Consider the following 26,191-nt stretch of genomic DNA (forward strand, 5'->3'; position numbering starts at 1 on the left):
CCGCGCCATGTAAAAGGATATCCGGATGCGTTCACGGCCCATTGTTATTGTGGATGACGAACCCTCGGTCCGCAGTGGGCTGAGTAACTTATTGCAATCAGAAGGTTACTGCACGCTGGCCTTTGCGTCGGCAGAGGCTCTGCTGGCGGATCGCATCGCGCTGCGCGAGGCGGCGCTGTTTATCATTGATGTGCGGCTGCAGGGGATGAGTGGCGTTGAGCTGTTCAGCGAGCTGAGCCATCGGCTGAAGGCACCGCCTGCCATTCTTATCTCGGGCGACGGGGACGAGAACATGCTGTGGGTGGCGATTGAGTTGGGCGCGCTTGCTTTTTTGCCCAAACCCATCGAGATTGATACGTTGTTCACTCACATCCGCCAGCTGGTTATCGCCAGGAGAAGCGCCGTCATGAGCCTGTCACCCGCCGCACTGCAGTTGGTCGGCGAAGAGGGATTTTCGCTGCCGGAAGATCTGACCCTCAGTCCGCTGGCACAGGAAAGTCAGCGGGCCTGGTATCTCTGCCGCAGTACGGCCGACAGCTTTATTATTGCCACCGCCGCCAGCGAAGACGCCACCTTTCAGGTGACGCCACTGCTGAAAAATGAGTACGCGCTGCGTGAGCAACTTAGCGAACGCTGGGCGATCCGGCCGCTGGCACAAAGCCATTTCCATGGTCGTTACGCGCTGATTTATGACCTCTTTTCCCATCGCACGCTGGCAGACTTTCTTAGCCTGACGCCGCAAACGCTGGCCGACTTCCTCACCAGCGCCATCCGGCTTTGTGCGCCGTTAAGCCAGATGCATCAGCAGGGGCTGGTTCACGGCGACATCAAGCCCGCCAACTTCTTTCTCACCGAAGACGGCGCGTTTCGGTTAGGCGGATTCGGACTGGCTTCGCTGACGTCAACGGCGCCGTTACCGCCGGGATTACCCGCATCCGGCGGCACGCTGGCGTATATGTCGCCAGAGCATACCCGCCGCACCGCGCAGCAGGTGACGCCATTAAGCGATCTCTACAGCTTCGGCATGGTGCTGTACGCGCTACTGACCGGGAAGCTGCCTTTCGGCAACGCCGACGGCGGCCATGCCGAATGGGTTCATCATCATGTCGCCTCCGAGCCGCATCCGCCGCACCTGATGCGCAGCGATGTCCCGCCGGTGCTGTCTGCCATCCTCTTAAAGCTGCTGGAAAAATCCCCGCAGCAGCGTTATCAGACGGTGGAGGGGCTGCAGGCCGATCTGCAGCGCTGCCTGGCGACTCTGACGCCCGACGGCCAGATTGCGCCTTTTACCCCAGGCTTGCAGGATACCCAGCGCAACGGGTTTGCCTGCGAAACCCTGAATACCGAACACCCTCAGGCTGCCCAGCTGCTGGCGCAGTTCGATGAAGTGATGCACAGCGGCCGATCCGCGCTGACGGCGATCGTGGGAGCCGCGGGCAGCGGAAAGTCCGCGCTGCTGGCCTCCGGCGTGAAAAAATTACAGCAAAAGTCGCTGCTGTTAACGGTGGTGACAGCCGATCGCTACGCGCCGCGGCGGCCTTATGGCGTCTTTACCGCTGCGTTTCGGATGGTGGTGCTGAATCTGCTGGGACTGTCGGCGGAAGAGGTCGCCCGCTGGCGATCGCACCTGGTCCGGCTGCTGGGCGATTATGTCGGGCTGGCGATCGATTTTGTGCCTGAGCTGGGGGTGTTGTTGCAGCAGAAGGCGCAAGCACCTGACGAAGTCGAGTCGCCCGATGCCCGACACCGTTTTACCCATATGGTCTGTCGCCTGGTCAACGCCTTCGCCCGGCCGGGCAGGCCGCTGGTGATGCTGATCGACGACATTCACTGGGTCGATCGGGCCAGCCTGCAGCTGCTGCAAAACCTGCTGGAAATGAGTGAAGATGCGCCGTTGATGCTGGTGATCGCCCATCACGATCTGGCTTCGCTACCCGGTGCGCAGATCGGCCAGCAGCTAACGGCGCTTCAGCGTTCGGCGGGCCGCTCGGTGGAGATCAGCCCTCAGCCCCTGTCGGTAAACGCGGTCGCGCTGTGGCTGGCGGACACCTTCCATGACCGTCCGGCGGCGACAGAGGAACTGGCGCAGCTGATCCACGAGAAAACCGCCGGTAATCCGCTCGCGACCCAGGCGTTTTTCCGTCAGGCGGTGCAGGATGGCCTCATCCACCACGGCCGCACGCCGCAGAAATGGGGTTACGATCGACAAGGCCTGCGCGCCTGCCGGTACAGGGAACATGCCGCCCCTGTGTTAGCGCCGCTGGAATCGGTGTCGGTTACCCGCCGGACGCTGCTGGAAGAGACCGAGTGGGCGTTTCTTCAGGGCAATCTTGCCGTGGCGCGGGCGCATTGCGAACAGTTGCTGGCAGCACCGGGCAACATCACCGATAAAGCGATCGCCGCCTGTTGGCTGGCGGAAATACATATGCGCCAGTCTGACAACAGCCTGGCGCTGGAAACCGCCATTGGCTGGCTGGCGGTATTTGGCATCCAGCTGAATCGGCATCCCGACAAGGCCGAATGTGATGCCGCGAGGATTTTGCTGAAGGCGGATGTCGGCATCAATCCTTACACCCGCTTCCGCTCGCTGCCGCTGATGGCCAGCCGTGAGAGCCAGGCGATCATCAACCTGATGGCCAGCGCCAGCATGTTTGCGGCGTTTTGCAATCCGCGACTGCACTTTATGATCGTCTGCAAAATGCTGCACCTGACCCTGGACCAGGGGATCAGCGGGGCCTCGACCTTTGCGCTGTCCTGGTATGGCGTGCTGTGCGGCAGCCATTACGACGAGTACAGCCGCGGCTATGCCAGTGCGCTGCTGGCGCGGGAGCTGGTTTATCACCACGATTTTACCCGCTATAAGGCCCGCACCCTGATGCCGCTGGATCAGGTCAGCGTCTGGACCATGCCATTGGCCTATGCCATCGAGCGCGCAAAGGAAACCTTCAACGTGGCGGTGGCCAATGGCGATCGCACCTCTGCCTGTCTGGCGTTACGCCATCAAACCATGAACTACCTGGCGCGAGGCGATCACCTGGAAGGCGTGCTGACCACCATTGAACGCGGCCTGGCCTATGTGCGCAAGGCGCAGTATCAGGATGTGGAATGCGTGCTGCAGATGCAGCGCGACTTCGTGTTGTTCCTGCGTGATGGCTCGCGAAGCGAGATGTCAGGCGAGCATTTTGTCGCGGGCGGACTGCGACTGGCCGGCAGCGGTATCGCTACGCAGCCGTTGTTTTTGATGCAGTTCTGGCACTGGCTTTATCGCGGTATGGCGCATTTTTTCTCGGGCGAATACCGCCATGCGGAACGTTGCCTGGCACAGGCGGCGCGCTTTACCGATTCAATCCCCGGGCACATTCATATGCTCGACTTTCATCTTTACAGCGCGCTGTCGCTGACCCTGCAGCTGGAACCGGCGACCTTCACTGCCGATAAGCAGCAACAGGTGGCGGCGCATTTTGAAAAAATCGCTACCTGGGCCACCGAAAATGCCAAAACGTTTGCCGATAAACAGGCATTGCTGCGGGCCGAAATCCTGCGGCTGGAAGGTCATCACAGTGCCGCCGCTGAGCATTATGAACAGGCCGTCGCCTTATCCCGCAGCGGCCAGTTTGAGCACATTAACGGCGTGGCGCATGAGCTGGCCGCCCGCTTTGCCAGCGCGCGCGGATTATCGGTGGCGGCAGAAGCTTACCTGAAGGGCGCGATCAAGGCCTGGCAACGCTGGGGAGCCGACGCCAAAGTCCGGCAGCTGGGATCCCGCCATGCTTATCTGGCACCGGCCGCCCAGCATTCGCCTTTCAATACCGTCAGCTTCGATCAGAATGAAGCGGTCAGCGATCTGCAGAGTGTGATCGCCGCGATGCGCGCGCTGACCGAAGAGATCAACCTGGATCGCCTGATCAATACCCTGATGATGATGTTACTGGAGCGGGCTGGTGCGCAGCGGTGCCTGCTGATCCGCTTACTGGAAGGGCAGGTTCCCGAAATCGAAGCGATGGCCACCGCCACGGCCGATGGCACCCGGGTGAAAATTTTGCAGGTCACCCCTACCTCAACGGATTTGCCGCTGTCGGTTTTATCGGCGGTGATCCGCACCGGCCAGGAGATCCGCACCGGCAAACCGGAGGTGTTCAGCCCGTTCAGCCAGGATCCCTATCTGGTGGCGTCTGGCGCGGCGGTGATGTGCGTACCGATGTTTAAGCAGGCGCGGATGGTCGGCGTGCTGTACCTGGAAAACCGGCTGATGCCGGAGGTGTTTACCGCGGAACACTCCAGAATCGTGGCGATTTTGGGCGCGCAGGCGGCGATTTCACTGGAAACCACCCGCCTCTACAGTGAGCTGCTGGAAGAGAACATTCAGCGACGCCGCGTCGAGAAACAGCTGCGATCCAGCCAAACCTCGCTGATGCTCGGAGAGAAGATCAGCCATACCGGCACCTGGCACTGGTATCTGGAGCAGGACATGATGGAGATTTCGGATGAGTACCGGCTGATCCTCGGGCTGCCTGAACAGCAAAAGAGCCTGTCGATGGCCAACTTTTTAACCCGCGTCCATCCTGACGATCGCCAGTGTATCAGCGAGCTGGTGAGCGACAGCGTGGGTAACGGCATCATCATGCAGGCGGAGTTTCGCGTGCTCAGGCCGAATGGCGAGTGTCGCTATATCAAAGGGATCGGCGAGCCGGTCGACAGCGGCGCGGAGGTGAAAGAGTATTTCGGCACCATCAGCGATATCACCGCGCAGCGGCTGTCGGAAGATGCTGCGCGCATGGCGCAGGCCGATCTCGCCAGGGTTTCCCGCGCCACCACCGTCGGGCAGCTGACCTCCTCCATCGCTCATGAAATCAACCAGCCGCTGATGTCGATTGTGGCGAATGCGGGTGCCAGCCTGCGCTGGCTTAAACGTGACCCAATCCACCTCGAAAATGCCTGTTCCAGCCTGCAGGAGATCATCAACGAAGGGAAACGGGCGGGCGATATTATCCGTGGCCTGCAATCGCTGACCCGCAATCATGCCGCTGAATTTGGCCGGGCGAATCTGCACCTGATTGCCCGCGATATCCTGTCGCTGTCCCGGATGGAGCTGGAAAGGCGCTGGATCGGCCTTGAGCTTAAGCTGCGCGCCAGCAATGACGCGGTGTACTGCGACCGCGTGCAGATCCAGCAGCTGTTGTTAAATCTGGTGCTGAATGCCATCGAAGCGATGGATGAAACCCAGCAGCGGGCGCATCAGCTGACGCTGTCGTCGTCCAATCCAACGCCTGCGCTGATCCGCTTTGAGGTGTCCGATACCGGCACCGGCCTGCCTGAACCGGTGATCAAACGCATCTTTGACTCGTTCTACACCACCAAGAAAGAGGGCATGGGCATGGGACTGACCATCAGTGATGAGATCATTAAAAAGCATCGGGGCGAGTTGCGGGCTGAAAATCGGGAAGGCGGCGGCAGTATGTTCTGGTTTACGCTGCCGACCGAACCGCAGGCGTAGGGGATAAGCCGGGGCTGCTAGCGGCCCCGGGTTTTTTCGATATTGAGCCGTTCGGCCGCCCGCACCAAATCGGAAAGTGAACGCACCTGCATTTTCTCCATCACCCGGCGTTTGTGCACCTTCGCGGTGATTTCGCTGATCCCCATTTCGGCGGCGATTTGCTTATTCTGTAAGCCGCCAATAGCCAGCAACATCACTTCGCCTTCACGCGGCGTCAGCGAATGATGCCGCGCGGTCAGCTCCAGCTTTTGCTGCGAGGAAGCCATACCGTCTTCGGAAATCCTCAGCGCTTCTTCCACGGCCTGCAACAGTCGCTCGGGATCGACCGGCTTGGTCAGGAACTCGAAGGCGCCGGCTTTCATTGCCCGGACGGTCACCGGAATGGTGCCAAAACCGGTCAGAAAGATGGTGGGGATGGAATAGCCTCGTTCAATCAGCGCGCTGGCCACGCCGAATCCGTCGGTGCCCGGCATATTAATATCGACAATCAGGCAGCAGGGCGACGGGTAAAAGGGATGCGCCAGAAAGGCGTCCGGGGACGAAAAGGCCGCCACGTCATAATTTTGTGAGCTGAGTAGGTTGGTCAGCGCGGTGGTCACAGACTCATCATCATCAACAACATAAACTATGTGGTTCATAACGTTTCTCTTCTTAAGGGAACCCTCACTGACCCCTGACCACGGACATAAGCCTGCGATCAACGGAAGTATAGAATCAGTTAAGAAATCGTCAGGGCTTGGGCAGGAGCAAGGCTGGATAATAGCATAATAATTATTATTATCATCGTTTTAGCCCGCTAATAAGAATAACACCACAAGCCGATGATTAGCCTCGCAATGCCGTCGGCAAGCTGCCCACATTTTCCCGCTATTCCGCGCCGTTTAACCCCTGCAAAGGCCGGCGAAATTTGACTCGCCTCACAGTTCGCTACTGAAACCCATTAAAAATCTTGCCTGTTCGCCGCTGAAATGACATTGATAGCGGCCACAGGATTGTTACTGTTTACAGGCAAAACCTCAGGCACGGCGTCTTCCCCAAGACGCCGTGCCTGAGGTTTTTTTTTGCTCATTTTTCACAGGCGCGTTCAGGAGACAGGGTATGCAATACCAGCAGCTGGCAGATGAAATCATCGACGGTGTCGGTGGCAAGAACAATATTCACAGCGTGATGCATTGTGCGACCCGTCTGCGTTTCAAGCTGAAAGACAGCCGCAAGGCCAATACGGCGGCCCTGAAGCAGAACCCTGGGGTGATCATGGTGGTCGAGAGCGGCGGCCAGTATCAGGTGGTGATTGGTAATAATGTCGGCGAGGTCTATCGCCTGTTAGGCACCGAGAACGGGCCGTCAGACGGTGAGAACGCCAGTAAAGAGAACCTGTTCGCCCGCTTTATCGACCTGGTGTCCGGCATTTTTACCCCGTTTATCGGCGTGATGATCGCTTCGGGGATCATCAAGGGCCTGCTGGCGTTGATGCTGGTGTTGGGCGTGATGCATCAGGAGAGCGGCAGTTACAAAGTGCTGTTTGTTGCCAGCGATGGCCTGTTCTTCTTCCTGCCGATCCTGCTCGGCTTTAGCGCCGGGAAAAAATTTGGCGGCAATCCGTTTATCAGCATGGCCATCGCCGCCGCGCTGGTGCATCCGCAAATCATGGCGGTGGTGGAAAGCCAGAAGCTGGGGCAGTCGCTTAACTTCTTCGGGATCCCGCTTGAGATCCTCAATTACAGCTATTCGGTGATCCCGATTATCTTTGCCGCCTGGGTGGCCAGCCTGATTGAGCGGGTGGTGCATCCACGATCGCCGTCTGCGGTGCGCAACTTTACCACCCCGCTGATTTGCCTGCTGTTGGCGGTGCCGCTGACCTTTCTGATCATTGGCCCCGCCGCCACCTGGCTGAGCCGCTGGCTGGCGGAAGGCTATGTCTGGATTTACAGCCTCAGCCCAACGGTGGCTGGCGCGTTTATGGGGGCTATCTGGCAAATCTGCGTGATTTTCGGCCTGCACTGGGGATTGGTGCCGGTGATGCTGAACAACCTTGCCACCTTCGGCCAGGACACGCTGGTGCCACTGCTGCTGCCTGCGGTGATGGGGCAGGCGGGCGCCACCCTTGGCGTGATGCTGAAAAGCCGCGATCTGAAGCTGAAAGCGATTGCTGGATCAGCCTTCACCGCCAGCATTTTCGGTATCACCGAACCGGCGGTGTATGGCGTGACCTTACCGCATCGCCGTCCGTTTATCTTTGGCTGCATCGGCGGGGCACTGGGCGCCGCCATCCTCGGCTATTTCCATACCACCATCTACTCCTTCGGCTTTGCCAGCATCTTCACCTTCCTGCAAATCGTGCCGCCGACCGGCATTGATGCCAGCGTGTGGGCTGCCTTTGTCGGCTCTGCGGTGGCGCTGATTTTTGCCGCCGTAACCACCTATGGTTTCGGCTTATCTGCCGTGCCGGTTGAGGTGCCCGTTGAGCCGCCGGTTGAGAAAGCCTCCTCGCGCAGGCAAGCGGTAGTCAGCCCCATCAGCGGTGAAACGCTGCCGCTGGAGCAGGTTCAGGACGCCACCTTTGCCAGCGGGCTGTTGGGCAAAGGGGTGGCGATTGTTCCACAGCAGGGGCGCGTGCTGTCGCCGGTCAACGGCATGGTGTCATCGATGTTCCGCACCGGCCACGCCGTCGGGCTGACCTCCGATGAAGGGGCCGAAGTGCTGATCCACGTTGGGCTGGATACCGTCAAACTCGACGGACAGTTTTTCTTCCCGCGCGTCAGCAACGACCAGCCGGTCAGGGTCGGCGATCTGCTGCTGGAATTTGATTTAGAGGCGATTAAAGCGGCGGGTTACGACCTGACCACGCCGGTACTGGTCAGCAACAGCGATGACTACATCGACGTACTTATCCTCAGGGACGGCGCGGTATCTGCAGGTGCGCCGTTACTGACCATATTGAACTAACAGGAGATTCACCATGAACAGACGTTTTCCGGATAATTTCTTATGGGGCGGCGCGGTCGCGGCCAATCAGGTTGAAGGGGCGTATCAGCAGGGCGGCAAAGGGCTGTCGACCTCGGATCTGCAACCCAACGGCATTTTTGGCGGGCGAGTGGAACGCGTGCCGGGGGATGCTGGCATCAAGGACGTGGCGATCGACTTCTATCACCGTTTCCCGGAAGACATCAAGCTGTTCGCCGAGATGGGCTTCACCGTGCTGCGCACCTCGATTGCCTGGACGCGCATCTTCCCGCAGGGCGATGAACAGTCGCCGAATGAAGAAGGGCTGGCGTTTTACGATCGCCTGTTCGATGAGATGGCCAAATACCAGATTACGCCACTGGTGACCCTGTCTCATTACGAAATGCCGGTGGGATTGGTCGAGCAATACGGTGGCTGGGGAAGCCGGACCACCATCGATTGTTTCGAGCGTTATGCCCGTGCGGTGTTCAGCCGTTATCAGCACAAGGTGAAACACTGGCTGACCTTTAATGAAATCAATATGTCGCTTCACGCGCCCTACACCGGCGTGGGTCTGGCTGAAGAGAGCAGCGAGGCGGAAATTTATCAGGCGATCCATCATCAGCTGGTGGCCAGCGCCCGCGCGGTAAAGGCGTGCCATCAGATCGTCAAGGACGGGCAGATCGGCAATATGCTGCTGGGCGGATTACTTTACCCGTTGAGCTGTCGCCCGGCAGACGTGATGGAAACCCTGCAGCAGAACCGCGAATGGCTGTTCTTCGGTGATGTGCAGGTGCGCGGCTATTATCCGGCCTATATGCGCCGTTTCTTTGCCGACCGCAATATCACGCTGGAGGTGAGCGAGCAGGATAAGCAGGACCTGCAACACACCATCGATTACATCTCCTTCAGCTACTATATGACCGGCTGCGTCACCACCAATGAAGAAGAGAACCAGAAGGCGCGCGGCAATATTCTCTCAATGGTGCCGAACCCACATCTGGCCAGTTCCGACTGGGGCTGGCAGATCGATCCGGAAGGCCTGCGCATTCTGATGAATATGCTGTATGACCGTTACCAGAAGCCGCTATTTATTGTTGAAAATGGTCTGGGCGCGAAAGATAAGGTCGAAGCCGACGGCAGCATTCAGGATGATTACCGCATTCAGTATCTGAACGATCATTTAGTGCAGGTGCGCGAAGCGATTGAAGATGGCGTGGAAGTGATGGGCTATACCTGCTGGGGGCCGATTGATCTGGTCAGCGCCTCGAAAGCGGAGTTCTCCAAACGCTATGGCTTTATCTATGTCGATCGTGATGACCACGGGAAAGGAACGCTGGTCAGGTCCCGTAAGCAGAGCTTTTACTGGTATCAGCAGGTGATCCGCAGCCACGGTGAGTCACTGAAATAACCGCTCGCCGGGCGGTTTCCGCCCGGCGTTACGCCTCGTCCGCATCCTCCGCTAACGCCAGCGTTTCCTTACGCACCCGCTCGATATGAATGGTCAGGAACATGCGTTCTTCACAGGAGAGCGTGTAGCGATGTTTTTGCTGAATATGCTGGTCAATTTTTTGCGCGCACTGGTAGGAGAGCGGATATTTATCGCGCACCACATCATGCAGCGACTCATCGTCACTCCACACGCCGCGTTTGCCGAGCATGCGCTGGGCGAAGAACTTCAGATGGTTAACAAAGCGGTTATAGCTCAGGCTGTCGATGCGGTAATCCAGCTGGAGGCGGTACTTCACGATATGCAGGATCTCCTGCATAAACTGGGTGATATGCGACACATCGGACATATCGCTGCCCAGCTGGGCGTTGACCAGATGCAGGGCAATAAACCCGGCTTCATCCTCCGGTAGCGTTACGCCCAGCCGTTTTTCAATCAGCTCAAGGGCGTTCAGGCCCAGCGCGAACTCTTTAGGGTACAGCGTTTTGATTTCCCACTTCAGCACATTGCGGATCGGCAGGTTTTGCCGGTGCCGCTCCAGCGCAAAGTGGCAGTGATCGCTGAGGGCAATCGACAGGCTCTCATGTAAGGGCGTGCCCAGCTCGCGGCGGGCTTCGGCGATAATCAGCTCGGTGGTGGTGATCACCTCCAGCGGGATTTCCGACAGCAGTTCGCTCAGACGGGCAGTGAGCGCATCGCTTTGCAGCGCGAACACTTTTTCAATCAGGCCGGCATCCAGCTCATCGCCGACGCGTTTTTGAAAGGCTAAACCGCGTCCCATCACCACCTGTTCGTGGCCGTTGTCCGCCAGGATAATCGCCACATTATTATTAAGGATTTTTGCGATCTTCATTTATCCGCCCTGAAAATAAAAAAACCTGACCCACCGGGAAAACGGTGTGCCAGGTTTTGCCTGTGCTATGCACAGTAACAATCATGCGCCATGATTAACGGCGGGTGCGGATACCGCAATCACTTGATCCGTGAAATGTGATGCATATCCGCTAAAAAACTGACCAAAGTTTAGTAAATATTTGTGCATATCAGTGCAGTAGTGCGTAAGCCTGGTTAGCATGAAGGAAGTTGTAACGTGAGTTCAGGATAAAGAGAGGCGTTAACGTGGGGAAAGTCATGGCGGACAAGTGGCAGTTGTGGATAGCAGGCGCCTGTTTAACGGTAGTTACAGGAATGGCACACGCCGATTCGCTGGATGCGCAGCGCGGTCGTTATTTGCAGATTAAGCAGGCGTGGGACAGCAATCAAATGGATACGGTGGCGCAGCTGATGCCCACGTTACGTGACTATCCTCTTTATCCTTATCTTGAATACCGTGAGCTGGCTCAGCACCTGGATCAGGAAACCGGGCTGGCGGTGAATGCCTTTATTAAGCAGTATCCGACCTTACCGCCGGTACGCTCCTTACCTTCCCGCTTTGTTAATGAACTGGCCCGTCGTGAAGACTGGCGCGGTTTGCTGGTGTTCAGCCCGGAAGAGCCGAAGCCGGTGTCCGCGCGCTGTAACTGGTATTACGCCAAATGGGCGACCGGGCAGCAGCAGGTCGCCTGGGATGGCGCGAAAGCCATCTGGCTGCGCGGCACGTCTCTGCCAGCAACCTGCGATAAGCTGTTCAGCGTCTGGCAGGCTGCAGGTCAGCAAACGCCCATTACCACCCTTGAGCGTATGCGTCTGGCGATGAAGGAAGGCAATACCAACCTGGTCAATTTCCTCGCGAAACAGCTGCCGGAAGATTATCAGACCATGGCCAACGCGGTGATGGATCTGCAGAACAACCCTCAAACGGTGGTGACTTTTGCCCGTGCCGTGGGCCCGACCGACTTCACCCGTCAGGCGACCTCGCTGGCGTTTGCGCGCGTGGCGCGTGAAGACGCGGAAAATGCCCGGGCGATGATCCCGTCGCTGGTGACCGCGCAAAAAATGAGCGATCAGGAAGCGCAGGATCTGAAAGAGGCGGTCGCCTGGCGTCTGATGGGCAACGATATCACCTCTGAACAGGCCCGCTGGCGTGATGATGTGGTGATGCGCAGCGACTCCACGTCACTGATTGAACGCCGGGTCAGGATGTCGCTCGGCAATAACGATCGTCGCGGTCTGAATACCTGGATAGCCCGCCTGCCGGTTGAAGCCAAACAGAAAGATGAGTGGCAATACTGGCAGGCCGACCTGCTGTTAGAGCAGGGCAGGAAAGAGGAAGCCGAGAAAATCCTGCATGGACTGATGCAGGAACGCGGCTTCTATCCGATGGTGGCCGCGCAGAAGCTCGGCGAAGAGTACAAAATGCAGATCGACAAGGCGCCGCCTCAGGACAGCAGCCTGACCCAGGGCGCCGAGATTGCCCGCGTGCGTGAGCTGATGTACTGGGGAATGGATAACCTTGCCCGCACCGAATGGAGCTACCTTGTTTCCAGTAAAAACAGCGGCCAGCAGCAGCAACTGGCCCAGTATGCCTACCAGCAAAACTGGTGGGTGCTGAGCGTGCAGGCGACCATTACCGGCAAATTGTGGAACAGCCTGCAGGAACGCTTCCCGCTGGCCTATCAGGATCAGTTCCAGCGCTATGCCAACGGCAAGGCGATTCCGATTAGCTATGCGATGGCCATCGCCCGTCAGGAGAGCGCCTGGAACCCGAAAGCGCGCTCGCCGGTGGGGGCGTCTGGTCTGATGCAGGTGATGCCGGCTACCGCGCAGCATACGGTGAAGGTCTACAGCCTGCCGGGCTACAGCAACAGCAGCCAGCTGCTGGATCCGGAAACCAATATTCAGATCGGCACGCAGTATCTGGAATCGGTCTATCAGCAGTTTGGTCAGAACCGCATCTTCTCGTCTGCTGCCTACAACGCCGGCCCATCACGGGTGAAAACCTGGCTGGGTAACAGCGCAGGCAAGCTGGATCCGGTGGCCTTTATCGAAACCATCCCGTTCTCAGAAACGCGCGGCTATGTGAAAAACGTGCTGGCGTACGATGCGTATTATCGCCATTTCATGGATAAGTCAGACAAAATTCTGACGGATAACGAGTGGCAACGACGCTACTGATCGCGCCAGGCCTGTGCTATGCTTCTGTACTAGTTTAATAGTATGGGCCACACATGAGCGAATCTTCCGTTCCCGTTACCATGGAACCGCATAACGAAGAGTGGCAGCGTTTTGTGACGCTGCTGCAACGTGCCTTTGGCAATGGATTACATCTGCCGCTGCTGCAACTGATGATGACGCCCGATGAGCGCGAAGCATTGGGAACGCGACTGCGGATTATTGAAGAATTGATGCGGGGCGAATTGAGCCAGCGTGAATTGAAAAACGATTTAGGGGTGGGGATTGCGACCATTACCCGTGGGTCGAACAGCCTGAAAAGTGCGCCGCCAGCGCTGAAAGCCTGGCTGGAGGCGCAACTGCTGACCGGCTCAGATAAGATCTGATCCGTCGGATTCGCCCGGCTTCATCTGATAGATATCATTATGGAACGGGCAGAGCGCCAGAATCAGCGCCTGATGGTACACGCTGGTGCGTGACAGCAGGCCAGCGGTAAAGGCGCCGATGGCACCGCCTTTTTGCTTAATGTTATCAATGCCGGTGAGGCGGGACATCTCTTCACCCAGTTCACGGCCTTCGTGGATCCCTTTCATCACGATGGCCGGCAGCGTAAAGCTGGCCGAGCGCGATTCGCCGCGCAGTTTGTGGTTTTCAACCACCATCCAGGCGAAGGCACTCTCTTCTTCGATCCCGGCTTCAATCGCTACCCAGAAATCCGCTTCCGGACGAACCTGGCGGGCATTCATCACCCGTTGGCGTGCGCCAGTTCTCGTTTCGTGATTTGTTATTGGCTGTGCGGCCACGCCGCTGTCGACCTCGACACCCTCAATATGGCAGGATCCTTCACCGAACACATCGCTGAATGCCTGAGAAATTGCCTTAATTTTGGCTGGATTGATGGTGGCAGCGACAACATGGTACATAATTGTTTGAACCCTTTAGGCAAATTTGTCGCAGTATAACGGAAAATCGCATGTTACAGGTCTATCTTGTTCGTCACGGAGAAACGCTTTGGAATGCCGCCCGACGCATTCAGGGACAGTCAGACAGCGCGTTGACGGAGAAAGGAGAGCAGCAGGCTCATCAGGTTGGGGAGCGCGTGAAACATCTTGGCATCACCCATGTGATCTCCAGCGATTTGGGGCGAACCAAACGCACCGCGGAGATCATTGCGGATGCCTGTGGCTGCAACGTCACCCTCGACCCACGCTTGCGCGAGCTGAACATGGGCGTGCTGGAAGAGCAGCCGCTGGATGAACTGAGCGCCGAGCAGGAGAGCTGGCGGAAAACACTGGTCGACGGCACCGAAAACGGCCGCATCCCTGGCGGAGAGTCGATGACGGAGATGGCAGAGCGGATGCATAACGCGCTGAATGCCTGTCTGGATCTGCCTGCAGGTAGCCGTCCGCTGATCGTCAGCCACGGTATGGCGCTGGGCGTGTTGGTCAGTACCTTATTGGGCCTGCCGGCGCATGCCGAACGTCGCCTGCGCTTACGCAACTGCTCGATTTCACGCGTCGATCATCAGCAAAGTGCCTGGCTGGCAGCGGGTTGGGTCGTGGAAACGGCCGGGGATGTTGCCCATCTCGATCAGCCTGCGCTGGATGAGCTGCAGCGCTAATCACCGGAAGATGAAGCAGGGGCGATGTGTTTCGCCCCTTCACGCTAAAAGCCGGGGAATACCGTGCTCAATTACCCTGTGGTTACGCGGTTGCTGAATCTGCCGGCGCACGGATGGGGATCAGATATTCACAACGGATCTCCGTCGGCGGCTCGGCGCGTTTCTTGCCACCGTGGGTGTAGAAGCGCTCGATATCCTGGCCATGGCGGCGGGTCAGCTTCAGCATCGGCATACAGGTGCCGTACACCAGCAGGATAAAGTCCTGGAACTCGCTGTGCGGGCCTTCGTACGTAAACTGCACGTATTCCCCCCCTTCTAACATCACGGTCTGCGTGGACTGCAACGGTTGCGACAGCTTGTCCGACGGCACGGCGGTGGTGTACAGGATCTCCTGCTCATCATCCTTTTCCATGCTTGGACGCGACTGATGCAGGCCATACAGCACCGGCGGCACCATATCCGTTTCGGCCAGGAACTGACGCCAGAAGTGCAACCGCATCTCACTCCGCGCACTGGAGATCTGCTCCAGCGTACAGGTGTAACTTTGCGTTTGCCCAACCAACACCGTTTCCGGCAGAGTGATCCAGGCAGGCTCGGGAACGTGGAAATCACCCAGGCGGATCGGCGGACGTAAGCCAAACGAGTTCCAGTCAGACGAGCGGCGATAGTACGCAGGCGTCTGGTTGAACTGCTTTTTAAATGCCCGGGTAAACGTCTGTTGCGAATCAAAACGATACTGCAGGGCAATGTCCAGAATCGGACGGCTGGTCAGGCGAAGCGCTACTGCGGCCTTAGACAGACGGCGTGCGCGGATGTATGCGCCAATCGCGTGTCCGGTGACTTCCTTAAACATTCTTTGCAAGTGCCATTTTGAATAACCGGCCTTGGTCGCCACGTTGTCCAAAGACAGCGGCTGATCAAGGTGGCTTTCAAGCCAGACAAGCAAATCGCGAATGATACCGGCTTGATCCATAAATCATCCTTACCTGGTTAAAATTAGTGCAGGGAAAAGTTCCACTACTGGCTTCTGTTACGCATTCAGTCTGCAAGAAGACAAATACCCTGTGCTGATGCGCCTCAAACAACGGGGAGGTGTTACCATGCGGCAAGTGCCTGAAGAAGTTTACCTTACAATGTCATCTATTTTCTAAGCAATGGTAACGTTATGACAATGAGAAAATTGTTAATAGTCACGTCGGTAATTTTTGCATCGGTAACCGCTCATGCTGAGCAGGTTGGATCAGTGGACACGGTGTTTAAGGTGTTTGGCCCAGACCATAAGATAGTGGTTGAAGCCTTCGACGATCCGGATGTAAAAAATGTAACTTGTTATATCAGTCGCGCCAAAACCGGCGGCATCAAGGGGGGACTTGGGCTGGCTGAGGATACCTCAGACGCGGCCATCTCCTGTCAGCAGGTTGGTCCGGTTGAACTTAGCGATAAAATTGCCAAGGGCAAAGCGGAAGGCGAGGTCGTGTTCCAGAAACGGACTTCACTGGTGTTTAAAAAGCTTCAGGTGGTACGGTTTTACGATCAGAAGCGTAATGCGCTGATCTATCTGAGCTATTCCGATAAAGTTGTGGATGGTTCGCCTAAAAACGCCCTGAGCGCAGTGCCTATTATGCCGTGGAAATAGTCTGCTGCATAGAAAAGGGCCGGATTACCGGCCCTTAATTTTTTGCACCCGCAGGAATTAGTCCTGCAGATCGCCACAGAAACGGTAACCTTCACCGTGGATGGTCGCGATGATTTCTGGGGTATCCGGCGTGGATTCGAAGTGTTTACGAATACGGCGGATGGTCACATCAACGGTACGATCGTGTGGCTTCAGCTCACGGCCGGTCATCTTTTTCAGCAAATCGGCACGGGTCTGGATTTTGCCTGGGTTCTCGCAGAAATGCAGCATCGCGCGGAACTCACTGCGCGGCAGCTTGTACTGCTCGCCCTGTGGGCTGATCAGGGAACGGCTGTTGATGTCCAGCTCCCAACCGTTAAACTTGTAGCTCTCAACCAGCTTGCGCTCTTCACTGTGCGGCGCCAGATTCATGGTGCGGGAAAGCAGGTTGCGTGCACGGATGGTCAGCTCACGCGGGTTAAACGGTTTAGTGATGTAATCATCTGCGCCAATTTCCAGGCCGAGAATTTTGTCGACTTCGTTGTCGCGACCGGTCAGGAACATCAGGGCTACGTTAGCCTGTTCGCGAAGTTCGCGGGCCAACAGCAGACCGTTTTTCCCAGGCAGGTTAATATCCATGATCACCAGGTTGATGTCGTTCTCGGTCAATATATGGTGCATTTCAGCACCATCCGTAGCTTCATAAACCATGTAGCCTTCGGCCTCAAAAATACTTTTGAGAGTATTACGAGTCACTAATTCGTCTTCAACGATAAGTATGTGCGGGGTCTGCATGTGTTCGCTACCTAAAATTGCCAACAAAGTTAAAACAGGGCATACAGTTAACAGGACCAGACAAAGCAGATGAGTCATCCGGCGCAAAACGTCAACTGTACAGAATATGTTCTTGAGCCATTAAAGACCAGGCCGTGCTTCCCGGGAAGACAAGGTGCATCCTGTCCTGGTACGCTTAAAAATGGGTGTACATCTTATCCGCATTAACAGCAATATAACAGTACAAGACCTGACCGAAATGTAATAAACAACGCTAAGTTGACTTATATCAAACCAATTGTAGCACGTTAACAAGTTTGTGAAAAACTCTTCCAAGAATGCCAGCTTAGCTCACATTTATGTGCTTTTCGCCGACAAGTTAGCGCCCGGAGGCAAAAGGAGTTTGGATCGGATTTAACATTTGGTAATTGATTGAACCCTATAGTTTTATGTGCTGATAATTGTTTTTATTAGGGTATTTAGCCTGAACTCGTCATATAATTTGTTTATGACTGAATAGAGTATGCACCGGTAATGTTGTTTATTTGTTACTGGTGAGCGAATTTTTTTACAAGCTGGCTGTAATTTGTTTACCGCCCGGCCAACCATTATTAAGGCAGTTATGCGTTTTCCCCTGATCCTTGTCTCACCACGCAGACCAGAAAATGTCGGCGCCGCCGCCCGCGCCATGAAAACCATGGGATTTGATGAGCTGCGGATCGTCAACAGTCAGGCGCACCTTGAACCGGCCGCCCGCTGGGTTGCGCATGGTGCCGGGGAAATCCTCGACAACGCCACCCACTGGGAATCGCTGGACGCGGCACTGGCGGACATCGACTTCAGCATCGCCACCACCGCGCGCAGTCGGGCAAAATTCCGCTATTACGCTACGCCTCAGCAGGTGCAGAGCCTGTTAGAAGAGAAGCAGCAGTGGGTGCAAAGTGCCGCGCTGGTGTTTGGCCGTGAAGATACCGGGCTGACCAATGAGGAGCTGGCGTTGGTGGATGTGCTGACCGGGATCCCGATGGCTGCCGACTATCCTTCCCTGAATCTGGGACAGGCAGTCATGGTCTATTGCTACCAGCTTTCCGCGCTACGGCAGGTGAGTGCCATAAAAGAAGCGCCCGCGGATGCCCAGCAGCTGGATGCATTGCGGCAGCGTCTCGATCGGCTGTTGCTGAGCCTGGAAGTCAGCGAGGACAGCAAACTGGTGGACTGGCTGGCCCAGCGACTTGGCCTGTTGGAACAGCGCGACAACGCCATGCTGCATCGTCTGCTGCATGATGTAGAAAAAAAACTTATAGATAAAAAAACTGGCGAATAAAGCAATGGCAGTGGGTATTACTGGCATTGTTTCGACAGCTAACAGAATGGATCTGTTTTTTCGGGGAATGCCCCAAGGCTTCTCCGCTGCGCCGTCGGCCAGACGGTGATAAAAAAATTGACTTGGCCAGGGGATTGCTTTACTTCTGGAGGCCGACAGAATTTATAAACAGACAGACGATAAATCTAAAATGCGCAATTTCAGCCTGATGACAACAATCATTATTACCACCACCATTACCACAGGTAACGGTGCGGGCTGACGCATACAGGAATCATCAAAAATAAGCCCGCACCTAAACAGTGCGGGCTTTTTTTTCGGCAAAAATTCAGGAGATTTTGATATGCGAGTGCTGAAATTCGGTGGAACCTCAGTAGCCAACGCGGAACGCTTCTTACGCGTGGCAGACATTCTGGAAAGTAATGCGAAGCAGGGACAGGTTGCTACCGTATTGTCCGCGCCAGCTAAGATCACTAATCACCTGGTGGCGATGATTGAAAAAACCATCAGCGGCCAGGATGCCTTGCCGAACATCAGCGATGCGGAAAGCATTTTTGCTTCCCTGCTGCAGGGCCTGGCGGAAGTGCAGCCGGGTTTCCAGTACGACAAGTTGAAAACCGTTGTCGACCAGGAGTTTGCGCAGCTTAAGCAGATCCTGCACGGTATTGGCCTGCTGGGACAGTGCCCGGACAGCGTCAACGCGGCGATTATCTGCCGTGGCGAAAAGCTGTCGATCGCCATTATGGAAGCGCTGTTGCTGGCGCGCGGACATGGCGTCAGCGTCATCGACCCGGTTGAGAAGCTGCTGGCCGTTGGGCATTACCTCGAATCCACCGTTGATATCCCTGAATCCACTCGCCGCATTGCCGCCAGCCAAATCCCGCCAGAAAACATGATCCTGATGGCCGGTTTCACCGCCGGTAATGATAAAGGTGAACTGGTGGTGCTGGGTCGCAATGGCTCCGATTATTCGGCCGCGGTGCTGGCCGCCTGTTTACGCGCTGATTGTTGTGAAATCTGGACCGATGTGGACGGGGTTTACACCTGCGATCCACGCCAGGTGCCGGATGCGCGCCTGCTGAAATCAATGTCCTACCAGGAAGCGATGGAGCTTTCCTATTTTGGCGCGAAAGTGCTGCACCCGCGCACCATCACTCCTATCGCACAGTTCCAGATCCCGTGCCTGATCAAGAATACCGCCAATCCTCAGGCGCCCGGCACGCTGATTGGTGGCGACAGCTCAGATGATGATAATCCGGTTAAGGGCATCACCAATCTGAATAACATGGCGATGTTTAACGTCTCCGGCCCCGGCATGAAAGGGATGGTCGGCATGGCGGCGCGAGTCTTTGCCGCCATGTCCCGCAGCGGGATCTCCGTGGTGTTAATCACCCAGTCCTCGTCTGAATACAGCATCAGTTTCTGCGTGCCGCAGAGCGATCAGGCGCGTGCCCGCCGCGTATTAGAAGAAGAGTTCTATCTTGAGCTGAAAGATGGTCTGCTAGAGCCACTGGATGTGATGGAGCATCTGGCGGTGATTTCAGTGGTTGGCGACGGTATGCGCACGCTACGCGGCATCTCTGCCAAATTCTTCTCGGCGCTGGCGCGGGCTAATATTAATATCGTGGCTATCGCCCAGGGCTCTTCCGAGCGTTCTATCTCGGTGGTGGTGGATAACGATCAGGCCACCACCGGCGTGCGCGTGGTGCATCAGATGCTGTTCGCCACTGACCAGGTGATTGAAGTGTTTGTGATCGGCGTCGGCGGTGTTGGCGCGGCACTGATCGATCAGCTGCATCGCCAGCAGGCGTGGCTGAAGAATAAACATATCGATTTACGGGTGTGCGGCATCGCCAATTCCAAAGCGTTGCTGACCAACGTGCACGGCATTCCGCTGGAAAACTGGAAAGCGTCGCTGGCTGACGCCAAAGAGCCGTTTAATCTTGGCCGCCTGATGCGTCTGGTAAAAGAGTATCACCTGCTGAACCCGGTGATTGTGGACTGTACCTCAAGCCAGGCGGTTGCCGATCAGTATGCCGACTTCCTCGGTGAAGGCTTCCACGTAGTGACGCCGAATAAAAAGGCCAACACCTCCTCTTACAATTACTACCTGCAGATGCGTGCGGCAGCGGCGAAATCTCGCCGTAAATTCCTTTACGATACCAATGTTGGTGCGGGTCTGCCGGTAATCGAGAACCTGCAAAACCTGCTGAATGCCGGTGATGAGCTGCTGCGTTTCTCCGGCATCCTTTCTGGCTCTTTATCGTTCATCTTCGGTAAACTGGATGAAGGCGTGTCGCTGTCGGAAGCCACCAAAACCGCACGTGAAATGGGCTTCACCGAGCCAGACCCGCGTGACGATCTCTCCGGGATGGACGTGGCGCGTAAGCTGTTGATCCTTGCCCGTGAAGCCGGCTACCAGCTGGAGCTCAGCGACATCGAGATTGAAGCGGTGCTGCCGGAAGAATTCACGGCGATTGCCGACGTGGAAACCTTTATGGCGCGTCTGCCAGAGCTGGATGATGCCTTTGCTTCCCGCGTGGCGCGGGCCAGTGCAGAGGGCAAAGTGCTGCGATTTGTCGGCGCCATTGAAGAAGGTGGCCGTTGTCAGGTAAAAATTGATGCCGTGGACGGTAACGATCCGCTGTATAAAGTGAAAAACGGCGAGAATGCCCTGGCCTTCTACAGCCGCTACTATCAGCCCATTCCGCTGGTTCTGCGCGGCTACGGTGCCGGTAATGATGTGACCGCAGCAGGCGTGTTCGCCGACCTGTTACGCACCTTGTCATGGAAGTTGGGAGTTTAAGAATGGTTAAGATTTATGCCCCTGCCTCAATCGGCAACGTCAGCGTGGGCTTTGATGTACTGGGTGCGGCGGTGTCTCCGATTGACGGCGCCTTGCTGGGCGACTGCGTGACCGTGGAAGCGGCCAGCGAATTCAGCCTGCGTAATGAAGGGCGTTTCGTCAGCAAGCTCCCCACCAATCCGCAGGAAAACATCGTCTGGCAGTGTTGGGATCGTTTCTGCGAAGCGATTGGCAAACGCGTGCCGGTGGCGATGACGCTTGAAAAAAACATGCCAATCGGTTCCGGCCTGGGTTCCAGCGCCTGTTCGGTGGTGGCTGGCCTGATGGCGATGAACGAGCACTGCGGTAAGCCGCTGAGCGATAATGAATTACTGGCGCTGATGGGCGAACTGGAAGGGCGTATTTCCGGTAGCGTGCATTATGATAACGTGGCGCCATGCTTCCTCGGCGGCATTCAGCTGATGCTCGAGGAAAATGGGATTATCAGCCAGCAGGTGCCAGGCTTTGATGACTGGCTGTGGGTAATGGCCTACCCGGGGATCAAAGTTTCCACCGCGGAAGCCCGCGCGATCCTGCCGGCACAGTACCGTAAAGAAGACATTATTAAGCACGGTCGCTACCTGGGTGGGTTTATTCATGCCTGCCACACGCAGCAACCGGCGCTGGCGGCAAAGCTGATGCGCGATGTGATCGCCGAGCCTTACCGCACCAAGCTGTTACCGGGATTTGCTGAAGCCCGTCAGGCCGCGCAGGATATTGGCGCGCTGGCCTGTGGGATTTCAGGATCCGGCCCAACGCTATTCGCCGTCTGTAACCAACCGGACACGGCGCAGCGCATGGCAGACTGGCTCAGCCAGCACTATCTGCAAAATGATGAAGGCTTCGTTCATATCTGCCGCATAGACACGGCAGGCGCACGTAAACTGGGATAACGCATGAAACTGTATAATCTTAAGGATCACAACGAGCAGGTAAGCTTCTCGCAGGCCGTTAAGCAAGGCCTCGGCAAACAGCAGGGCCTGTTCTTTCCGCTCGAGCTGCCTGAGTTTGAACTGACCGACATCGACGAGATGTTGGAAATGGATTTCGTTACCCGCAGTAGCAAAATCCTCTCTGCCTTTATTGGCGATGAGATCGAACCTCATCAGCTGCATCAGCGCCTGAAAACCGCCTTCAGCTTCCCGGCACCGGTACAAAAGGTGACGGATGATATCGCTGCGCTGGAGCTGTTCCATGGTCCAACGCTGGCGTTTAAAGACTTTGGCGGCCGCTTTATGGCGCAAATGCTCTCCTACGTTAGCGGCGCCGATGAGAAAATCACCATTCTGACCGCCACTTCCGGCGATACCGGTGCGGCAGTTGCCCATGCTTTCTTCGGCATGGAAAACGTTCGCGTGGTGATCCTCTATCCGAAAGGCAAAATCAGTCCGCTGCAGGAAAAACTGTTCTGTACGCTGGGTGGCAATATCCAGACCATCGCCATTGAAGGCGACTTCGATGCCTGTCAGTCACTGGTGAAGCAGGCCTTTGATGATGAGCTGCTGAAGAAAGCCATTGGCCTGAACTCGGCAAACTCAATCAACATCAGCCGCCTGCTGGCGCAGATTTGTTACTACTTCGAAGCGGTGGCGCAACTGCCTCAGGAGAAGCGTAACCAGCTGGTGATCTCCGTACCGAGTGGTAACTTCGGCGACCTGACCGCGGGCCTGCTGGCGAAATCCCTTGGCCTGCCGGTTAAGCGCTTTATTGCCGCCACCAACGCCAATGACACCGTTCCGCGCTTCCTTGAGAAGGGCGAATGGCAGCCTAATGCCACGGTTTCCACCTTGTCTAACGCGATGGATGTCAGCCAGCCGAACAACTGGCCGCGCGTGGAAGAGATCTTCCGCCGCAAAACCTGGCGCCTGACCGATCTGGGCTTTGGTGCGGTTGATGATCAGACCACCAAAGCCACCATGCGTGAGCTGGCGGACCTGGGTTACATCTCTGAGCCCCACGCGGCGATTGCTTACCGTATGCTGCGCGATCAGTTGCAGGAAGGGGAGTTTGGTTTGTTCCTCGGCACCGCGCACCCGGCCAAGTTTATCGAAAGCGTGGAAGCGATCCTCGACCGCAAGCTGCCGGTGCCTGAAGAGCTGGCACAGCGTGCCAACCTGCCGCTGCTCTCCCATGAGATGAAAGCGGACTTCGCGGAACTGCGCGAGTTCCTGTTGCACAAATAAGGTCTCCGGCCCCGTTGCGGGCCGTATCCACCCATGCAAACGGCCCTGAAAAGGGCCGTTTTTTTATGCTGCGGGTGTGCTGTCAGACCGCTTCGCGGCGCTTAAACATCAGTTCACTGTCGCTACTCTCTTCCGGGACAAAGACGTAGCCGTCCACATCAAACTTCTTCAGCTGTGCCGGTTTGGTCAGGCGATTCTCAATGACATAACGGCTCATCAGGCCACGCGCCTTTTTGGCATAGAAGCTGATCACTTTGAACTTGCCGTTTTTCTCGTCGAGGAACACCGGCTTGATGATGCGGCCATTGAGCTTTTTCGGCTTCACCGCTTTGAAATACTCATCGGACGCCAGGTTCAGCAACACATCATCGCCTTGCTCGGCCAGCGCGGCATTCAGCGCTTCGGTCAGCTTATCGCCCCAGAAGGTGTAGAGATCTTTGCCGGCCGGGTTTTCCAGCCTGATGCCCATTTCCAGACGATAGGGCTGCATCAAATCCAGCGGGCGCAGCAGACCGTAAAGGCCGGACAGCATGCGCAGGTGCTGCTGAGCAAAATCGAAATCCTTCTCTTTAAAGGTTTCCGCCTGCAGGCCGGTATAGACATCACCTTTAAAGGCGAGGATCGCCTGACGGGCATTTTCCGGGGTGAACGGCGGGTGCCAGTGATGGAAACGATCGGCGTTCAGTCCAGCCAGCTTATCGCTGATATGCATCAGTGAACCGATCTGCGCTGGCGTCAGCTTTCGGGCAACCTCAATCAGTTTTTGGGAATCATCCAGCAACGCAGGTTGGGTGAAACGTTTGGTCGCCAGCGGGCTTTCAAAATCCAGCGTTTTGGCTGGGGAGATAACCATCAACATGCCTGAGTCCTTGTATGAATATGCCGCGAGGGGCAAAAGTTTAGCCGCTACTTTAGCAAAAAAGTGACATGAAAGGAGTAATCGCTGCCATTGCCTTTACTGATCCCCGGCGCGTTAAAGGGGGTATTCTTCATCAATTTAGCACTGCGTGGCCTGCGGGCAACCTTACCTTGCATGGCAAGCTTCGCGTGATATTATCCGTGTCAGACATTTTCTAGAACCCGATAACTCTACTCTGATGAGAATGACAACCATGACGGATAAACTGACTTCCCTGCGTCAACTGACTACCGTTGTTGCCGATACCGGTGACATTGCAGCGATGAAGCTGTACAAGCCGCAAGATGCTACCACCAACCCTTCCCTGATCCTGAGCGCCGCGCAGATCCCTGAATACCGCAAGCTGATTGATGAAGCGGTTACCTGGGCTCGCGATCAGAGCAGCAAAAAAGAAGAGCAGGTGAACTACGCTGCGGACAAGCTGGCCGTCAATATCGGTCTGGAAATCCTGAAGCTGGTCCCTGGCCGTATCTCTACCGAAGTCGATGCCCGTCTGTCTTACGACACCGAAGGCAGCATCAATAAAGCCCGTTCCCTGATCAAACTGTATAACGATGCTGGCATCAGCAACGACCGCATCCTGATCAAACTGGCGTCCACCTGGCAGGGCATCCGTGCTGCTGAGCAGCTGGAAAAAGAAGGCATCAACTGTAACCTGACGCTGCTGTTCTCCTTCGCCCAGGCGCGTGCCTGTGCTGAAGCGGGCGTGTTCCTGATTTCTCCGTTCGTCGGCCGTATTCTCGACTGGTACAAAGCCAACACTGACAAGAAAGAGTACGCTGCCCATGAAGATCCAGGCGTGGTTTCCGTGTCTGAAATCTACGAATACTACAAGCAGCATGGCTACGAAACCGTTGTGATGGGCGCAAGCTTCCGTAACGTTGGCGAAATCATCGAACTGGCTGGCTGCGACCGTCTGACCATCTCCCCGAACCTGCTGAAAGAGCTGGCAGAAACCGAAGGGACGCTGGAGCGTAAACTGTCTTACACCGGCGAAGTGAAAGCGCGTCCGGCGAAAATGACTGAATCTGAGTTCCTGTGGCAGCACAACCAGGATCCGATGGCAGTAGACAAACTGGCTCAGGGCATCCGTAACTTTGCTCTCGACCAGGGCAAACTCGACAAAATGATTGCCGACCTGCTGTAAGTCTCCGACGGTGGCCGGTTATCCGGCCACCGTTTTCCCCCGCTGTACATCCCGCTTTGTAATGGTTTATCCTGCTTTTATCCTCCTCCACGCCCGCGCTTTTACCGTGGCCGTAAACACAGTGACCACACCATGAATACACTACGTATAGGCTTAATTTCGGTTTCCGATCGTGCCGCCAACGGCATCTATCAGGATCAGGGGCTGCCTGCACTTGAGGCCTGGTTAACCCAGGCGCTGGCGACGCCGTTTGAGATTGAAAAACGGCTGGTGCCGGATGAACAGCCGATGATTGAACAGGCGATTTGCGAGCTGGTGGAGGAAATGTTCTGCCATCTGGTCCTGACCACGGGCGGCACGGGGCCGGCGCGTCGTGACGTCACCCCGGATGCCACGCTGGCGATTGCCGATCGCGAGATGCCCGGTTTCGGCGAGCAAATGCGCCAGATCAGCCTCAACTTTGTGCCGACGGCGATCCTCTCCCGTCAGGTCGGCGTGATCCGTAAGCAATCGCTGATTATCAATCTGCCGGGCCAGCCAAAGTCGATTCAAGAGACGCTGGAAGGGCTGAAGGATGCCGAGGGTAAGGCGCGCGTGCACGGAATTTTTGCCAGCGTGCCGTATTGTATTCAGCTGCTGGAAGGCCCGTATGTAGAGACGCATGACGCGGTGGTAGCAGCATTTCGTCCTAAAAGTGCGCGTCGCGAAACAAACGGCTAAAAATGGCGTAATTCAGGCATAAGATCGAGCTGGCGTAGCGGGAATTGAACGGTATAGTAAGGATAGCTTTACAACTTCTTACTCACCTTTTTTCTTCACCTTCTG

The 26,191-nt window shown here is 56.4% G+C and carries 20 protein-coding genes and 1 other annotated feature; of the genes, 14 read left to right on the forward strand and 6 right to left on the reverse strand.

Annotated features, from left to right (window positions below):
- The first annotated feature begins 25 nt into the window (after nt 1-25).
- Nucleotides 26-5,494 (forward strand): AAA family ATPase, encoded by a 5,469-nt coding sequence (locus E2F51_RS10675; RefSeq protein WP_134823443.1) that lies wholly within the window; start codon nt 26-28, stop codon nt 5,492-5,494.
- A 17-nt stretch (nt 5,495-5,511) separates the two neighbouring features.
- Here the strand turns inward: E2F51_RS10675 and E2F51_RS10680 are convergent, their stop codons facing one another.
- A complete protein-coding gene (locus E2F51_RS10680; protein WP_053145510.1) occupies nt 5,512-6,132 on the reverse strand; it encodes a response regulator transcription factor in 621 nt (206 codons plus the stop codon).
- Between the two features lie 460 nt (nt 6,133-6,592).
- On the opposite strand from E2F51_RS10680, the gene bglF reads away from it, so the two are divergent.
- Both bglF and E2F51_RS10690 read left to right on the forward strand, forming a co-directional pair.
- Complete coding sequence (bglF, locus tag E2F51_RS10685; protein ID WP_134823444.1) at nt 6,593-8,440, forward strand: PTS beta-glucoside transporter subunit IIABC; 1,848 nt, start codon at nt 6,593-6,595, stop codon at nt 8,438-8,440.
- 13 nt (nt 8,441-8,453) lie between these two features.
- Nucleotides 8,454-9,848, forward strand: coding sequence for a glycoside hydrolase family 1 protein (locus E2F51_RS10690; protein WP_134823445.1), 1,395 nt, complete (start codon nt 8,454-8,456; stop codon nt 9,846-9,848).
- A 28-nt stretch (nt 9,849-9,876) separates the two neighbouring features.
- Here the strand turns inward: E2F51_RS10690 and licT are convergent, their stop codons facing one another.
- Complete coding sequence (gene licT / locus E2F51_RS10695) at nt 9,877-10,740, reverse strand: BglG family transcription antiterminator LicT (protein WP_134823446.1); 864 nt, start codon at nt 10,738-10,740, stop codon at nt 9,877-9,879.
- Between the two features lie 278 nt (nt 10,741-11,018).
- On the opposite strand from licT, the gene sltY reads away from it, so the two are divergent.
- Together sltY and trpR are read left to right on the forward strand one after the other, a co-directional pair.
- The gene (gene sltY / locus E2F51_RS10700; protein ID WP_134823447.1) at nt 11,019-12,941 is read left to right on the forward strand and encodes a murein transglycosylase; all 1,923 of its coding nucleotides are present in this window, start codon (nt 11,019-11,021) and stop codon (nt 12,939-12,941) included.
- A 53-nt stretch (nt 12,942-12,994) separates the two neighbouring features.
- Nucleotides 12,995-13,324, forward strand: a complete 330-nt coding sequence (gene trpR, locus E2F51_RS10705) for a trp operon repressor (protein WP_041691896.1) — start codon at nt 12,995-12,997, stop codon at nt 13,322-13,324.
- Here trpR and yjjX read toward each other — a convergent pair.
- Entirely contained in the window at nt 13,310-13,861 is a 552-nt protein-coding gene (gene yjjX / locus E2F51_RS10710; RefSeq protein WP_013200690.1) for an inosine/xanthosine triphosphatase, read from the reverse strand. The two genes, trpR and yjjX, sit on opposite strands and share 15 nt — an antisense overlap.
- Before the next feature lie 50 nt (nt 13,862-13,911).
- Between yjjX and gpmB the strand changes: the two genes are divergently transcribed.
- Complete coding sequence (gene gpmB, locus E2F51_RS10715) at nt 13,912-14,559, forward strand: 2,3-diphosphoglycerate-dependent phosphoglycerate mutase GpmB (protein ID WP_053140358.1); 648 nt, start codon at nt 13,912-13,914, stop codon at nt 14,557-14,559.
- Nucleotides 14,560-14,641: 82 nt separating this feature from the next.
- Here gpmB and robA read toward each other — a convergent pair whose 3' ends face one another.
- The gene (gene robA / locus E2F51_RS10720) at nt 14,642-15,532 is read right to left on the reverse strand and encodes an MDR efflux pump AcrAB transcriptional activator RobA (RefSeq protein ID WP_013200692.1); all 891 of its coding nucleotides are present in this window, start codon (nt 15,530-15,532) and stop codon (nt 14,642-14,644) included.
- A gap of 192 nt (nt 15,533-15,724) precedes the next feature.
- On the opposite strand from robA, the gene creA reads away from it, so the two are divergent.
- Entirely contained in the window at nt 15,725-16,195 is a 471-nt protein-coding gene (gene creA, locus E2F51_RS10725) for a protein CreA (protein WP_013200693.1), read from the forward strand.
- 57 nt (nt 16,196-16,252) lie between these two features.
- Here the strand turns inward: creA and arcA are convergent, their stop codons facing one another.
- Nucleotides 16,253-16,969: a two-component system response regulator ArcA gene (gene arcA / locus E2F51_RS10730; protein WP_013200694.1), complete on the reverse strand. Its 717-nt coding sequence runs from the start codon at nt 16,967-16,969 to the stop codon at nt 16,253-16,255.
- Nucleotides 16,970-17,570: 601 nt separating this feature from the next.
- Between arcA and E2F51_RS10735 the strand changes: the two genes are divergently transcribed.
- The 5 genes from E2F51_RS10735 to thrC all read left to right on the forward strand — a co-directional run bounded on the left by E2F51_RS10735 (nt 17,571) and on the right by thrC (nt 23,300).
- Nucleotides 17,571-18,272: a tRNA/rRNA methyltransferase gene (locus E2F51_RS10735; RefSeq protein ID WP_134823448.1), complete on the forward strand. Its 702-nt coding sequence runs from the start codon at nt 17,571-17,573 to the stop codon at nt 18,270-18,272.
- A 190-nt stretch (nt 18,273-18,462) separates the two neighbouring features.
- Nucleotides 18,463-18,534 (forward strand): thr operon leader peptide, encoded by a 72-nt coding sequence (thrL, locus tag E2F51_RS10740; RefSeq protein WP_071822137.1) that lies wholly within the window; start codon nt 18,463-18,465, stop codon nt 18,532-18,534.
- Nucleotides 18,470-18,591 (forward strand) — a sequence feature (Thr leader region). Its footprint overlaps the gene before it by 65 nt.
- 24 nt (nt 18,592-18,615) lie before the next feature.
- Entirely contained in the window at nt 18,616-21,078 is a 2,463-nt protein-coding gene (gene thrA, locus E2F51_RS10745) for a bifunctional aspartate kinase/homoserine dehydrogenase I (RefSeq protein WP_134823449.1), read from the forward strand.
- A 2-nt stretch (nt 21,079-21,080) separates the two neighbouring features.
- Nucleotides 21,081-22,010: a homoserine kinase gene (gene thrB, locus E2F51_RS10750; protein ID WP_013200697.1), complete on the forward strand. Its 930-nt coding sequence runs from the start codon at nt 21,081-21,083 to the stop codon at nt 22,008-22,010.
- 3 nt (nt 22,011-22,013) lie between these two features.
- Nucleotides 22,014-23,300: a threonine synthase gene (thrC, locus tag E2F51_RS10755; RefSeq protein ID WP_134823450.1), complete on the forward strand. Its 1,287-nt coding sequence runs from the start codon at nt 22,014-22,016 to the stop codon at nt 23,298-23,300.
- 82 nt (nt 23,301-23,382) lie between these two features.
- Here the strand turns inward: thrC and yaaA are convergent, their stop codons facing one another.
- The gene (yaaA, locus tag E2F51_RS10760; RefSeq protein WP_134823451.1) at nt 23,383-24,159 is read right to left on the reverse strand and encodes a peroxide stress protein YaaA; all 777 of its coding nucleotides are present in this window, start codon (nt 24,157-24,159) and stop codon (nt 23,383-23,385) included.
- A gap of 253 nt (nt 24,160-24,412) precedes the next feature.
- Here yaaA and tal point away from each other — a divergent pair, with 253 nt between their 5' ends.
- Complete coding sequence (gene tal / locus E2F51_RS10765) at nt 24,413-25,366, forward strand: transaldolase (protein ID WP_013200700.1); 954 nt, start codon at nt 24,413-24,415, stop codon at nt 25,364-25,366.
- Nucleotides 25,367-25,498: 132 nt separating this feature from the next.
- A complete protein-coding gene (mog, locus tag E2F51_RS10770; RefSeq protein ID WP_134823452.1) occupies nt 25,499-26,086 on the forward strand; it encodes a molybdopterin adenylyltransferase in 588 nt (195 codons plus the stop codon).
- Nucleotides 26,087-26,191: the final 105 nt, after the last annotated feature.

The organism is Erwinia sp. QL-Z3 (assembly GCF_004551645.1).
GTDB lineage: Bacteria > Pseudomonadota > Gammaproteobacteria > Enterobacterales > Enterobacteriaceae > Erwinia > Erwinia billingiae.